Annotated in this window: 12 protein-coding genes and 1 pseudogene; 5 read left to right on the top strand and 8 right to left on the bottom strand. The window is 62.3% G+C overall.

Annotation, left to right across the window (positions count from 1 at the left end; translation table 11 throughout):
• Nucleotides 1-40 precede the first annotated feature (40 nt).
• Entirely contained in the window at nt 41-439 is a 399-nt protein-coding gene (locus tag DM806_RS13700; RefSeq protein ID WP_179043728.1) for a hypothetical protein, read from the top strand.
• Nucleotides 440-583: 144 nt separating this feature from the next.
• Here DM806_RS13700 and DM806_RS13695 read toward each other — a convergent pair whose 3' ends face one another.
• The 3 genes from DM806_RS13695 to DM806_RS13685 form a co-directional block, all read right to left on the bottom strand.
• A complete protein-coding gene (locus DM806_RS13695; protein ID WP_179043727.1) occupies nt 584-943 on the bottom strand; it encodes a DUF2958 domain-containing protein in 360 nt (119 codons plus the stop codon).
• Nucleotides 944-1,007: 64 nt separating this feature from the next.
• Complete coding sequence (locus tag DM806_RS13690; protein ID WP_179043726.1) at nt 1,008-1,385, bottom strand: hypothetical protein; 378 nt, start codon at nt 1,383-1,385, stop codon at nt 1,008-1,010.
• Nucleotides 1,386-1,498: 113 nt separating this feature from the next.
• Nucleotides 1,499-1,672, bottom strand: a complete 174-nt coding sequence (locus tag DM806_RS13685; RefSeq protein WP_179043725.1) for a hypothetical protein — start codon at nt 1,670-1,672, stop codon at nt 1,499-1,501.
• Between the two features lie 203 nt (nt 1,673-1,875).
• Here DM806_RS13685 and DM806_RS13680 point away from each other — a divergent pair, with 203 nt between their 5' ends.
• Entirely contained in the window at nt 1,876-2,052 is a 177-nt protein-coding gene (locus tag DM806_RS13680; protein WP_179043724.1) for a hypothetical protein, read from the top strand.
• A gap of 106 nt (nt 2,053-2,158) precedes the next feature.
• Here the strand turns inward: DM806_RS13680 and DM806_RS13675 are convergent, their stop codons facing one another.
• Entirely contained in the window at nt 2,159-3,856 is a 1,698-nt protein-coding gene (locus DM806_RS13675; protein WP_179043723.1) for a recombinase family protein, read from the bottom strand.
• A gap of 47 nt (nt 3,857-3,903) precedes the next feature.
• On the opposite strand from DM806_RS13675, the pseudogene DM806_RS13670 reads away from it, so the two are divergent.
• Both DM806_RS13670 and topA read left to right on the top strand, forming a co-directional pair.
• Nucleotides 3,904-4,209: pseudogene (locus DM806_RS13670) on the top strand (DNA-processing protein DprA); the annotation flags it as partial.
• Nucleotides 4,210-4,324: 115 nt separating this feature from the next.
• Nucleotides 4,325-6,898 carry a type I DNA topoisomerase gene (gene topA / locus DM806_RS13665; protein WP_179043722.1) on the top strand — a complete coding sequence of 858 codons (2,574 nt, stop codon included), beginning with the start codon at nt 4,325-4,327 and terminating at the stop codon, nt 6,896-6,898.
• Nucleotides 6,899-6,983: 85 nt separating this feature from the next.
• Here the strand turns inward: topA and DM806_RS13660 are convergent, their stop codons facing one another.
• The 4 genes from DM806_RS13660 to lepB all read right to left on the bottom strand — a co-directional run bounded on the left by DM806_RS13660 (nt 6,984) and on the right by lepB (nt 11,052).
• Entirely contained in the window at nt 6,984-8,489 is a 1,506-nt protein-coding gene (locus DM806_RS13660) for an ABC1 kinase family protein (protein WP_179043721.1), read from the bottom strand.
• Nucleotides 8,490-8,568: 79 nt separating this feature from the next.
• Nucleotides 8,569-9,483: a GTPase Era gene (gene era / locus DM806_RS13655; RefSeq protein WP_372859532.1), complete on the bottom strand. Its 915-nt coding sequence runs from the start codon at nt 9,481-9,483 to the stop codon at nt 8,569-8,571.
• A gap of 64 nt (nt 9,484-9,547) precedes the next feature.
• A complete protein-coding gene (gene rnc, locus DM806_RS13650) occupies nt 9,548-10,231 on the bottom strand; it encodes a ribonuclease III (RefSeq protein WP_179043719.1) in 684 nt (227 codons plus the stop codon).
• Complete coding sequence (gene lepB / locus DM806_RS13645) at nt 10,228-11,052, bottom strand: signal peptidase I (RefSeq protein WP_179043718.1); 825 nt, start codon at nt 11,050-11,052, stop codon at nt 10,228-10,230. Before lepB ends, rnc begins: the two co-directional genes overlap by 4 nt.
• Nucleotides 11,053-11,227: 175 nt before the next feature.
• Here lepB and pgi point away from each other — a divergent pair, with 175 nt between their 5' ends.
• Nucleotides 11,228-12,745, top strand: a complete 1,518-nt coding sequence (pgi, locus tag DM806_RS13640; protein WP_179043717.1) for a glucose-6-phosphate isomerase — start codon at nt 11,228-11,230, stop codon at nt 12,743-12,745.
• Nucleotides 12,746-12,805 lie beyond the last annotated feature (60 nt).

Genomic DNA, 12,805 nt, shown 5'->3' with positions numbered 1-12,805 from the left:
GAAAACGGCAGCACAGGGCTGCAAAGCAGGAGTATGTAGAATGGCGTTCGATTGGAAAAAAGCAGTCAAGTCGGTCAACGAGTATGCGGACTTCGCGAAGGGCGGTGGCCCGCGTATTCCTAAGTCGGCATCGGAAGTCGTTGCAGCGGCAATCGACAAGCAGATCGAATTGTTCAAGGCTCCCCGCACGGAAGGCCGCCGCTGGTTCGAGGTGAAGGGCGAAAACGTTGCTTTCACAATCCGCTACGCCAACAGCCCGCTCAAGCTGGTCGGTGAGGAAACGAAGGTCGTCGTCCCGAAGGCGCAGTTCGTTGAGGTGCTGACCGCGATCAAGGCGGACGTGGAGAAGGGCAGCTTCAAAGCGCAGTTGGACGAGAAGGAAGCGCAGGTGCGGTTGCGTTCGGCCTCGATGGCCAAGACCAAAGCTGCCGCAAAGTAAGCAGCCCGTAACAGCAAAAGCCCTGCCGGAAACGGCGGGGCTTTTTTGTGGCTATTGCCCAGCCATGGAGAAAGCCGGGCAACGTTGTGTCACCCGGCTTCCCCTAGCAATCAGCTACATGACGAAAAACAGATTGCTCCGTATTTACGCGGTTATGCGTCCGGCGCTGCGCGCTTTAGCTGCATACTCGGACAGCGTATGTTTGGCCGTCCAGTGCAAGTCCTGCTCGACGCGCAAGCCTCCCGGCCCTTGAACGCTATAGACCTCATCCATGCTTATGTAGCCGAGTTCCGGGGTTCCGAAACCTAGATCGGACAGCCCGAAAGCAAGGCCGTCATCATCAAGTTCCGTCAGGAGCCAGGTCGCTGCTGCCCATGGCAGGAACAGTTTGCATACTGGTTCGAAGTCGCGTTCGCCGCGAGTGCCTTTGAGGGGCTGTTGCTCTTTGTGATTTTCGGCAAGGCGCTGCGCCGCATCCGGCGTGAAAACTGCTAACCATTCCATTGTGCCAATCTCCTATGATGTTTCGGCACAAGGCTACCGAACACCATAGGCAAATCAGGGCAAGCTAGACCGCGCTGGGCTGGCCGAATTGTTTGAGGCTGAACAGGTGCAGTTCAATTTCCGCCTCGTCCCAGCTTGCAATGTTTTCCGTCTCGCCCGCTGTCTCGGAGAAGGGCAAGCGGAATGTCCGATCGGTGCGGGGATTGTAGGCCCATAATAAGCCGTAATGCGCAGGGCCGTTGGGCGGCCATTTGTAAAACGCAAAGCTGATATATTCCTGCCCGACTGCGCGCTCCCTGAGCCACGCAAGCGCAGCCTCGCCAACCCGGTTCTCTAAGACCTTGTTTGGTCGGACAGTCCGTAGCGTGCTGCTCGTCAGGATCGTCTCTTGTAGATGCTCCGGCAACCCGTCCAGCAAGCGTATCTCAATGCGTCTGCCCATATGTCCTCCGGTCGTTCGGCCCCACTCGTTTAGCCGTTGCATCGGAAAGTCAAGAAGTGGCTGAAAAGCCCCGGAAATTGCTTTCCGGGGCGGCATTTTAACGCTTCTTTAAGTTAGTTGTCGGGCAGCGCCTTTTTCCACCACGTCCCGTTAAACTCGAAAGCCTCTTCATCATCTTCGGTGCTTTCGATGAGCAGCCAAACGCTGGTGTCACCTGCAAACACTGCGGTCTTTTTGCCGCCGATGGTCGTGGGGTTTTCAAATTCGGGATGCTTTTTAATGTTCATTTGTTGGCCACTCCTTTGTTGTTGCCAACACTCTATCAATAGCCTGCTGAAACTCTGGGCAACCGCTGATTGCTCACTCAGATACGTTTTCTGGAGTTGTGCCGACTGGTGATCCACACTTGTGAAAAGATATGATTTTGAGAGCATTCTTTGCTCGCCCTTTGCCCGGACTGGAAACAGGACAATGGGGAAGGAGACACGTTATGCAGATCGACCTAAACGCCCTTGCTAACTTCGTAGAGACGCTGGACTGCAATCCCGACTATGAGGATGACTGCTTTGCTTTTTCATTCGATGATGCGCGTGTTTACTGCGAGCGTCACAAGTCGCACTTCCGGCTTGAGGTCGGTTCAGCGATCTTTGAACTGCCGCGCTGCTAAAACAGCGTCATAGGGCGCGTAGGAAGCCCGTCCTGATAGCAAGAAGCCCCTAGCTATACGCTGGGGGCTTTCTCGTTGAGCGCTTCTCAGAGACGTTTATAGGGGCTTACTCAGCCGCCTCTTGGTCAGGGTGCCATTCAAGCTGGCCGTCAGGACCTTCATGCGTGACCACAACGGTGCGCCCCTCATAGTCGACGAAGATATGAACGTCGCTGTTGTGAAGCGTGATGTTCGTCTCTGCACGGCTGTTGCAATACATCTGGTCGATCAGACGGGATAAGCTCTGGTGGGTTTGGACGCGGGCCAGATAGCGCTCGTCCTTGTCCTCGCTTTCGAGTGCCGTTCGGGCAGCTAGAAGTAGGTCGGTATCCTCTTCGGGGCGAAGCGCACCACGCGCAAGTTCCAGTTGCCGGTTGAGGGCTTCAAGCTGGACAGTATCGGTTTCGACTTCGGCCTCAAGCTGGGCAACGCGCTGGGCAAGGGACTTGCTGAACACCTCAAGGAGATTTTCGGACCCTCGCTGCATCTGCTCCCGCTTGGTGTCAACGGATCGGGACAGTTCGGCAATAGCGATGGTCAGCTTGGCCTCTTCATCGCTTGGCTTAAACGTTGTGTCCTTCATCGCGAGATCGAACATGCAATTCAGGATTGCTTGCTCAAGCGTCTCGTACCGGATGCGGGTTTTGTTGGTGCATGTATGGCCGCGACGAGCGCTGTTGCATCGGAAATAGCTGCGGTCAGTCTTCGCGACATAGGTTGAGGGTGAACCGTCGAGCAACTTGTGATTGGTGCGACGACCTGCCTTCTGCTGGCTTTCAAAATACATTGAGCCGCCACAAGTGGCGCATTTTGCAATGCCCGACAGCAGGTTGTTCATGGTCTTGGTCGCTTGGCCGCCCCATTTGACGCGCTGCGCTCTGAGTTGCTGGACGCGATGGAATTTGTCGGCTGTGACGATCTGCGGGTAGAAGTTCTGCACGACGATGCCCTTGGTCATTTCGTGCAGCGCAGAACGCGGGCGGCTCATTGGTTCAAACTCACCGATTACAGACCGATTCGTCAGGATTTTGTGCAGGTATGCAGTGTTCCAGCCCTGACCTCGATCCTTCACACCATAAGCCCAGGACGCTTCCCGGCGTTCATTCAAACGTTGCACGATCCAAGGCAGGCCGCGCCCGCTGATGTACCAATCATAAATCTCGTTTACGACACCGGCGCGGTACTCGATGACTTCCATCTGCATGGTGTCATCGTTGCGCTGTAGCCACGCTGGCAGGATTTTGGTCATCGCACGGCGGTCGCCGTTGATCGCTGCGTCGATTTTGTTGGTCCAACTGGCGCGGGTGCGGAGGCTCTTCTTCTCGCTTTCCTCGCGGGCAAGTTCGGCTTTCAGGATCACCGACATGACCTTCATCATGTCGATTCGCTCACCGGCTTTGTAAATCTGATTGTCGTGCCACGTCGCAACTGTGACGCCGCTCGTCGTGAACAAGCGCAGCAGGTCTATGGCTTCCTCGTAGCCCTGCCGGGTTAAGCGGTCGAGGTTCTCGACAGCGAGGACAGCGCCATTGCTGAAATGGCCTTTGCGCGCTTTCTGCTCAAATTCGTATAGCAGAGAGCCTTCTGAGCGGTTAGCACCGTGATATGCAGACTTGCCCTCATCAACGATTTCTCGCTGGTCGGAATGCTCCCAGCCCATCTTTTCGATGAAGGCCCGGCCCTCGTTGATTTGGCGTTTTAACGAATGCCCCTTGCTTTGCTCCATCGTGGAAAAGCGGGCGTAAATCCATGCAGGCAGCGTCATATTTTCTCCGTAACGACAATCCGTTAACGGGGTGTGCAACTGTTTATAGAGTTATCCGCGAGGGCGCTATACTGGTCCAGAATGGCGCGGATATCATGGAGGCGATCGGCGGCTTCGATCCGCGGATGGTTCGGCAGGGCAGCTTCGACTTCATCGGCGAGCCGGTGTCGAGCGACGTTGCGGCGCAGGATCGCGCGGCGGTGATCGGGCTGCTGGGACCGGCGCCGGTGCCGGTGGACGAGATCATCCGCCTGTCAGGCCTGTCGCCTGCCGTGGTGCAGACGGTGCTGCTGGAACTGGAGCTTGCGGACCGGCTGGATCGCCTGGCCGGGGGGCGGGTGAGCGCGAGATGAGCAAATCACTGGCGCCGGCGCTGCCTCTTGCCTACATCGGCCACAGCTTGACGCGACCAATTATGACCATCCACACTCGCGCGTGTACGTGAGAGATTTCCAAATCGGGGCCTGAATGCAGCTTGTCATCGTCGAATCGCCGGCCAAGGCGAAGACCATCGAGAAATATCTGGGCGGCGATTTTCATGTCCTCGCCAGCTACGGTCACATCCGCGACCTGCCGGCCAAGGACGGGTCGGTTGATCCCGATGCGGGCTTTGCCATGTCGTGGGAAAATTATGGCGACAAGGGCAAGCAGCTAAAGGCCATCGCCGACGAGGCGAAGAAGGCGACGCGACTGATCCTGGCGACTGACCCTGATCGCGAAGGGGAAGCGATCAGCTGGCATGTGCAGGAAGTGCTGCGCGCCAAGAAGGCGCTGCCGCAGACGGTCGATCGGGTGACGTTCAATGCGATCACCAAGGCGGCGGTGCTGGACGCGATGGCCAAGCCGCGCGCGCTGGACGAGGATCTGATCGACGCCTATCGGGCGCGCCGCGCGCTCGACTATCTGGTGGGCTTCACCCTGTCGCCGGTGCTGTGGCGCAAGCTGCCCGGCGCCAAGTCGGCGGGCCGCGTGCAGTCGGTCGCGCTGCGCCTGGTGGTGGAGCGCGAGCGCGAGATCGAAAGCTTTACCCCGCAGGAATATTGGTCGGTCGCGGCCGAGATGGAGCAGGGCGGGCAGGGCTTCACCGCGCGCCTCGTCCGCTGGAAGGGCGAGAAGATCGACCGCCTGACCATCGGCAAGGAAGGCGACGCCATGGCCGCGAAGGCGGACGTGGAGGCCGGCCGCTTCACCGTCGACAAGGTCGAGACGAAGCCGCTCACCCGCAATCCCCCGCCGCCCTTCACCACCTCGACGCTCCAGCAGGAAGCCGCGCGCAAGCTGGGCTTTTCGGCCAGCCACACGATGCGGATCGCGCAGCAACTCTATGAGGACGGCGCGATCACCTATATGCGTACCGACGGCGTGCAGATGGACGGCAGCGCCATTTCCGCCGCGCGCAAGGCGATCGCGGAGCGCTATGACGGCGGCTATCTGCCCGAAAAGCCGCGCCAGTATCAGACCAAGGCCAAGAATGCGCAGGAAGCGCACGAAGCCATCCGTCCGACCGAATTTAGCCGCGACAAGGTGGGCGGCGGCGATCATGCGCGCCTCTACGATCTGATCTTCAAGCGCGCGCTGGCAAGCCAGATGGCGTCGGCGCGGCTGGAGCGCACGACGATCGATCTGGTCGACGGCACCGGCCAGCACGCCCTGCGCGCCACCGGGCAGGTGGTGATGTTCCCCGGCTTCCTCGCCCTTTATGAAGAAGGCCGCGACGACAGCGACGACGACGACAGCAAGATCCTGCCACGCATGGCGCAGGGCGACGCACCGGCCAAGAAGAAGGTGACGGCCGAGCAGCATTTCACCCAGCCGCCGCCGCGCTATTCCGAAGCCTCGCTGGTGAAGAAGCTGGAGGAGCTGGGGATCGGGCGTCCGTCCACCTATGCCTCGACGTTGCAGGTGCTCAAGGACCGCGACTATGTGCGGGTGGAGAAGAACCGCTTCTTCGCCGAGGAGAGCGGGCGGCTGGTGACGGCCTTCCTGGAGCGTTTCTTCGAGCGCTATGTCTCCTACGACTTCACGGCCGGGCTTGAGGATGAGCTGGACGAGATTTCCGGCGGCCGCGCCCAGTGGCAGGAAGTGCTGGAAGCCTTCTGGAAGGACTTCAAGCCCAAGACCGCCGAGGTGATGGAGCAGAAGCCGTCCGACATCACGGCGGAGCTGGACAAGTTTCTGGAGCCGATGCTGTTCCCACCCAAGGCGGACGGCAGCAATCCGCGTGCCTGCCCGATGTGCGGCGACGGGCAATTGGCGCTCCGTGGCGGTCGCTTCGGCGCATTCGTCGCCTGCTCCAACTATCCGGAGTGCAAATATACCCGCAAGTTCGGCCAGCCGGGCGGCAAGGATGGCGAGGATACGGGGCCGGAAATACTGGGCCAGCATCCCGAGACCGGGCAGGATATCGTCAGGAAATCCGGGCGCTTCGGTCCCTATATCGAGATGGGTGAGGGCAAGGAGGCCAAGCGCGGGTCGATCCCCAAGGATCTGCCCGATGGCGAAATGACTCTCGACTGGGCGATCAAGCTGCTCAGCCTGCCGCGCGAAGTCGGCCTTCACCCGGAGACGGGCCTGCCGATCGTCGCCAATATCGGCCGCTTCGGTCCCTATCTGCTGCATGACGGCAAATATGGCCGCCTGTCTTCGACTGCGGAGATTTTCGAGGTCGGCATGAACATGGCGGTTGCGAAACTGGCCGATGCCGCGAACAAGGGCGGGCGCGGTTCTTCCTCGCGCGAGCCGCTCAAGGTGCTGGGCAAGCATCCGCGCACCGAGGCGGAGATCAAGCTGATGGCGGGCCGCTATGGTCCCTATGTCACCGACGGCACGACCAACGCGACCCTTCCCAAGACGATCGAGCAGGACGCGCTGACGCTGGAAGAGGCCGCGCAACTGATCGACGCGCGGGCAGCGGCAGCGCCTGCCAAGAAGGGCAAGAAGGCGCCGGCGAAGAAGAAAGCCGCACCCAAGAAGGAGGCGGCTGCGAAGAAGCCCGCCGCCAAGAAGGCGCCCGCCAAGAAGAAGGCTGAGGCGGCGGAGTAATATTTCGTTCGTTTCGAGCGTGTCGAGGAGCGCAAAGCGGATCGCTGGCCTGCTTCTCGACTTCGCTCGAAGCGAACGGTGTTGATCAGGTCAGCATGAGTGCGCCGGCGATGATGATCCCGGTGGCCACCATTGCCCCTGCCAGCCACTTCGCCGCTTTCAGCACGGCCGCATCCGAAAATCCATGGGGAGCATCCTGTTGCTCCAGCTTGCGCGTAAGCGCCCGGAGCAGACGCGGCGCTTCGTCGCTAATGCGGGAGAGTTCCAGCAGCAGCGCGACCGTCTTCTCTGGCGAATGAGCCGCCGCGATGCGGTTCATCACGAGCCGTCCGCGCGCCTTTTGCAACGCGTCGGACAGGTCGAATCCCGGCTGGATCGCGCCCAGCACGCCGTCCATGGTAATGAGAGCCTTGAAGATGAGGGCGAGGTCGGGCGGCAGCACCAATCCTTCCTTGCGCAGCAGCGGGAAGAAATCGGCGACCAGTTGCCCCAGCACCAATGGACCGCTGCCATGGCGGGCGACCAGTTGTTCGGCGGCGGAGAGGATGCGATCGCGGCTGGGCGTGCTGCCCTGCGACCAGATGATAAGCGTGTCGGCCAGTGTCTGCGCGTCACCTGAGCGGAGGGAGAGGATGAAGGCCAGAAATTCCTGCTGCCGCCGCGCGCTGACATGGCCGATGAGGCCGAGGTCGAGCAGGGCAAGGCGGTTGCCGGGCAGGCAGAGCAGATTGCCGGGATGCGGGTCGCCATGGAAGCGGCCATTGACCAGCACCATGTCGAGGACGAGCGCGGCGCCAAGGTCGGCGATGGTGGCGGGATCGATGCCGGCGGCGCGCAACATGTCGCCATCGCGTGGCGGGATGCCCTCCACATAGTCAATGACGAGAACGGTTTCGCTGCTGAAGCGCCAGTGGATCACCGGCACGACGACACCGGGGTTGGCGGCGAGGTCTTCGCGCAGCCGGTCGGCGTTGCGGCCTTCATTGGTGAAATCCAGTTCCTCCAGCACCGTGTCGAGCAGTTGCTTTACCAGCGCCTGCGGCTGGAAGCGGCGGGCTTCGCGGCTGCTGGCTTCCACGATGCCGGCGAGGTGGGTGATGAGGCGCAGGTCCGCCTGCATTGTCTTGCGGATGCCGGGGCGGCGGATCTTCACGACCACCTCGCGCCCGTCATGCAGCTTGGCGCGGTGGACCTGCGCCATGGAGGCCGCGGCGAGCGGCACCGGATCGAAACGGGCGAAGGCGGTTTCGGGCGGCTCGCCAAGCGCTTCTTCGAGACGCGGGCGAAGGGTTTCGAAGGGGAGTGTCGGAGCGCTGCTGTGCAGCTTCTCGAACTCGGTGATCCAGGGTTCGGGGAGCAGGTCGGCGCGGGTGGCGAGGATCTGGCCGAGCTTCACATAGGTCGGGCCGAGCGCTTCGAGCGCCTGACGGGTGCGGGTGGGGAGGTCGGGCGGGTCGCCGGTTTCCGTGCCCTCGCTCTTCGCCAGCCCCAGCCGGGCGAGCAGCATGTCGAGGCCGAAGCGGGTGGCGATGGCGGTGATGTCGGCCAGCCGGTCTCGGTCCCGGGCGGCCACGATGATCGTCTTGAACATGGTGGCTCAACGACGGGACATGCCGGAATGTTTCGGGAGGGGAATGTATCGCCCTCCCGTTCATTCCGTCTGGGCAGGATCAGTCCACCCAGTCGAGGCCGATGTCGCGGTAGATGAAGCGGTCGTCTTCCCAGTCTTCCTTCACCTTGACGTGCAGGTAGAGGTGGACCTTGACGCCCAAGAGGTTGGCCAGTTCGGCGCGGGCCTTGGAGCCGATTTCCTTGAGGCGCTGGCCGCCCTTGCCCAGAACGATCGCGCGCTGGGTCGGACGGGCGACGAGGATCTGCTGGTGGATCTCGACCGATCCGTCGTCGCGTTCCTTATACTGCTCGGTATCGACCGCAGCGGCATAGGGGAGTTCGGCGTGCAGTTGGTGATAGAGCTGTTCGCGCGTGATTTCCGCCGCCAGCATCCGGTCGGTGGCGTCGGACACCTGATCTTCGGGGAAGTGCCACGGGCCTTCGGGCATGGCGTTCGCAAAGGCGGTCTTCAGTTCGGCAAGGCCGTCGCCGGTCTGGGCGGAGATGAAGAAGGTCTCCTCGAAACCGACGCGCTCATACAGTTTCTGGGTGTGGACCAGCAGCTTTTCCTTGATGGCGATATCGACCTTGTTGAGGATCAGCCACTTGCGTTCGGGGCGATGGACCAAAGCCTCGATGATCGGCTCCATCTTGGGGCCAAGGCCGGCCTTGCCGTCGACGATCAGGGCGATGAGGTCGGACCCCTGCGCGCCGCCCCAGGCGGCCTGCACCATTGCGCGGTCGAGCCGGCGACGGGGCGCGAAGATGCCGGGCGTGTCGACGAGCACGAGCTGCGCGTCGCCCTCGATCGCGACGCCCATGACGCGTGTGCGCGTGGTTTGCGCCTTGGGGCTGGTGATCGCCACCTTCTGCCCCACCAGCGCGTTCACCAGCGTCGATTTGCCCGCATTGGGCGCACCCACGATCGCGACGACGCCGCAGCGCTGGGATTCCATATCAACCGTCAAATTCATTCCATCCGTTCAAATGCGCGGCCAGCCCGCGAAATGCAGGATCGCGCCATAGCATAAATTTCGCTTAGCCTGCGAGTTTCTCCAGCAGCGCCTTGGCCGCTGCGGTTTCCGCTTCCTGCTTCGACCCGCCGGTCGCGCTCGCTTCGCCTGCGCCCTTGATCGAGACGGTTACGGTGAAGCGCAGCGAATGTTGCGGGCCGGAGCGGTCGGTCAGCACATATTCCGGGGGCTTGCGCTTGTTCGCGGCGGCCCATTCCTGGAGGTAGGATTTGGGGTGGCGCGGGGCGCTGGTCTGGGTGTCGACCCGGTTGCCCCAGAGCCGGCGGACGAGCGCGCGCGCTTCCTCCAGCCCCGCCTCCAGATAGAGCGCGCCGATCAGCGCCTCCATCACGTCGCCCAGCACATTGTCGCTGTCGGCCGCGCCGTCGTCGCGTGCCTGCTTGCCCAGGATCAGATGCTTGGGCACGCCGGCCCCGCGCGCGATTTCCGCGCAGGTTTCGCCCGACACCAGCGCATTGTAGCGCCGGGACAACTTGCCCTCCGGCTCTTCGGTGAAGCGTTCATAGACCCATTCGCCGATCAGCAGACCCAGGATACGGTCGCCCAGAAATTCCAGCCGCTCATAATTGACCGCCTTGGCGCTGCCATGGGTCAGCGCCTGTTCGAACGCGGCCCGGTTCTTCGGGGCGCGGCCGATCAGTTCCTTCAGCCAGCCGTCGGTGTCCGGCCGATGCGCACTCAACGTCAAAAGCCCTCTCCGATCCGGCTCCAGCGCGCGGCGGTGAACCAGGTCCAGGGGAGCAGCCAGTTGGCGCTGCCGTCGGTCGAAAAGACCGAGATCATCGCTTTGCCGACGAGATTCTTTTCGGGGACGAGGCCGATGCCGCCGCCTTCTACGGCCGGGAAGCGGCTGTCGGCGCTGCGATCGCGATTGTCGCCCATCATGAACAGATGGCCTTCGGGCACCAGCACCGTGTCGCGATCGTCCGCCGCACCGTCGGGCAGCAGGTCGAGCACATTGTAGCTCTTGCCGCCCGGCAGCGTCTCGCGGAACTGCGGGTAACGGCACTGCTTGCCGCCGCCGGACGCGGGTTCCTCGAACTCCGGGCGATAGCAGGGGGAGGCGCTGCCTTCCTTTGCGGCGGCGTCGACCATGTTGGGCGTCACCGGAATGACCAGGTCGGCGACTTTCTGCTTGGGAATGGCCTGGCCGTTCAGATAGACGGTCCCGCCGCGCACCGCGATCATGTCACCGGGCAGGCCGATGACGCGCTTGATATAGTCGTTCTTCTGGCTGGGCGGCGCCTTGAACACGACGACGTCACCCCGTTCAGGCGTGGAGGCCAGGATACGGCCGGGGATCAGCGGGATACCGAAGGGCAGCGAATAGCGCGAATAGCCATAAGGCCATTTGGCGACCAGCAGATAATCGCCGATCAGCAGGCGCGGCTGCATCGATTCCGACGGGATGTTGAAGGGCGAGATGATGAAGCTGCGCAGGATGAAGACGAACAGGCCCAGCTTGGCGAGAAACCAGAGGAAGTCCCGCGTTTCGGATTTTGCGCTCATGCGTGTTCGTCTTTTCCTTCGTTTCGCCCCGAAAAGGGGCCGTCGCGGCTTTTGCGGTGTCCTAAAGGCCGCGTCAAGCACGGTGGATGGTGCATTGCACCGCGGACCTGTCTAAGCAGAGGGAGAATCGACCGGTGCAGCGTCGATCTCGACCAACGTCATAAGAGGATATTGCATGACCAGCCCTGCACTGCCAGGTCCCTTGGCGTCCATCGCCGCGCTTCCGCAAGCAGACCTCAAATCCATTTTTACCACCGATCCCGACCGCCTGTCCAAGCTGGTGCTGAGCCAGGGACCGATCCGGTTCGACTGGTCCAAGACCCATCTGACCGATGACCTGATGGCCGGCTTCCTGAAGCTGGCCGAGGAACAGGGCTTTGCCGCGCAGCGCGACGCGCTGTTCGCGGGTGAGGCGGTGAATAACACCGAAGGCCGCGCTGCCGAACATCCCGCCGAGCGGGGCGAGGGCAATGCGCAGAGCGTCGCGCAGGCCAAGATGCTGCATCAACGGATGCGCGCGCTGATCGACGCGATCGAGGCGGGCGCGCTGGGCGAGATTCGCCATATCCTGCATATCGGCATCGGCGGGTCGGCGCTGGGACCGGACCTCATCATCGACGCGCTGGATGGCGAGGGCATCCGCTACGACGTGGCGATCGTGTCCAATGTCGACGGCACCGCGCTGGAACGGGCGCTCGACAGCTTCGATCCCAACTATACGCTGATCGCCGTGGCGTCGAAGACCTTCACCACGACCGAGACGATGCTGAACGCGGCGAGCGCGATCAACTGGATGGTCGAGGCGGGCGTAGAGGATCCCTATGGCCGCGTCATCGCGCTGACGGCCTCGCCCGACAAGGCGATCGAATGGGGCGTGGACGAAACCCGCATCCTGCCGTTTGCGGAGTCGGTGGGCGGGCGTTATTCGCTCTGGTCCTCGATCGGCTTCCCGGCGGCGCTGTCGCTGGGCTGGGACGCGTTCGAGAGCCTGCTGGAGGGCGCGGCGGCGATGGACCGGCATTTCCGCCTGTCTCCCCCAAGCGAAAATGCGCCGCTGATCGCGGCCTTTGTCGACCAATATTATACGCGGGTGCTGGGCTGCCAGACGCGCGCGCTATTCGCCTATGACGAGCGGCTGAAGCTGCTGCCTTCCTACCTCCAGCAGTTGGAAATGGAGAGCAATGGCAAGAGCGTGAAGCGGGACGGCACGCCGGTCGACGGACCGACCGCGCCGATCACCTGGGGCGGCGTGGGCACCGATGCGCAGCATGCGGTGTTCCAGCTGCTGCATCAGGGGACGATCCTGACCCCGGTCGAGTTCATCGCCTCGATCGAGCCGGGCCATGTGCTGGACGCGGCGCATCACCGCGCGCTGCTGGTCAACTGCTTCGCGCAGGGCGCTGCACTGATGCGCGGCAAGGAGAATGCGGCGGACCCGGCGCGCGCCTATCCGGGCAACCGGCCGTCGACCACCATCCTGGTCGATGACGTGACCCCCGAAGTGGTCGGCGCGCTGATCGCCTTCTACGAACATCGCACCTTCGCCAATGCCGTGCTGATGGGCATCAACCCCTTCGACCAGTTCGGCGTCGAACTGGGCAAGGAAATCGCCAAGTCGATCGAGGCGAATGGTCCGACCGGCTTCGATCCGTCGACCATGGCGCTGATCGACATCGCGCTGGGCGGGGAATAACCACGACAGCCGTTCGTTTCGAGCATGTCGAGAAACGGGAGCGCAAAGCTTACCGCTTTT

This window comes from Sphingobium lactosutens, assembly GCF_013393185.1.
Lineage (GTDB): Bacteria > Pseudomonadota > Alphaproteobacteria > Sphingomonadales > Sphingomonadaceae > Sphingobium > Sphingobium lactosutens_A.
This window is presented reverse-complemented; position numbering and strand designations above follow the sequence as displayed.

What these genes read in the sequence shown, in the direction of transcription:
- era (WP_372859532.1), bottom strand. Translation starts at nt 9,483, where the DNA reads ATGAATTTGACGGTTGATATGGAATCCCAGCGCTGCGGCGTCGTCGCG.
- pgi (WP_179043717.1), top strand. Translation starts at nt 11,228, where the DNA reads ATGACCAGCCCTGCACTGCCAGGTCCCTTGGCGTCCATCGCCGCGCTT.
- topA (WP_179043722.1), top strand. Translation starts at nt 4,325, where the DNA reads ATGCAGCTTGTCATCGTCGAATCGCCGGCCAAGGCGAAGACCATCGAG.
- DM806_RS13660 (WP_179043721.1), bottom strand. Translation starts at nt 8,489, where the DNA reads ATGTTCAAGACGATCATCGTGGCCGCCCGGGACCGAGACCGGCTGGCC.
- DM806_RS13675 (WP_179043723.1), bottom strand. Translation starts at nt 3,856, where the DNA reads ATGACGCTGCCTGCATGGATTTACGCCCGCTTTTCCACGATGGAGCAA.
- DM806_RS13695 (WP_179043727.1), bottom strand. Translation starts at nt 943, where the DNA reads ATGGAATGGTTAGCAGTTTTCACGCCGGATGCGGCGCAGCGCCTTGCC.
- DM806_RS13685 (WP_179043725.1), bottom strand. Translation starts at nt 1,672, where the DNA reads ATGAACATTAAAAAGCATCCCGAATTTGAAAACCCCACGACCATCGGC.
- DM806_RS13700 (WP_179043728.1), top strand. Translation starts at nt 41, where the DNA reads ATGGCGTTCGATTGGAAAAAAGCAGTCAAGTCGGTCAACGAGTATGCG.
- DM806_RS13690 (WP_179043726.1), bottom strand. Translation starts at nt 1,385, where the DNA reads ATGGGCAGACGCATTGAGATACGCTTGCTGGACGGGTTGCCGGAGCAT.
- DM806_RS13680 (WP_179043724.1), top strand. Translation starts at nt 1,876, where the DNA reads ATGCAGATCGACCTAAACGCCCTTGCTAACTTCGTAGAGACGCTGGAC.
- lepB (WP_179043718.1), bottom strand. Translation starts at nt 11,052, where the DNA reads ATGAGCGCAAAATCCGAAACGCGGGACTTCCTCTGGTTTCTCGCCAAG.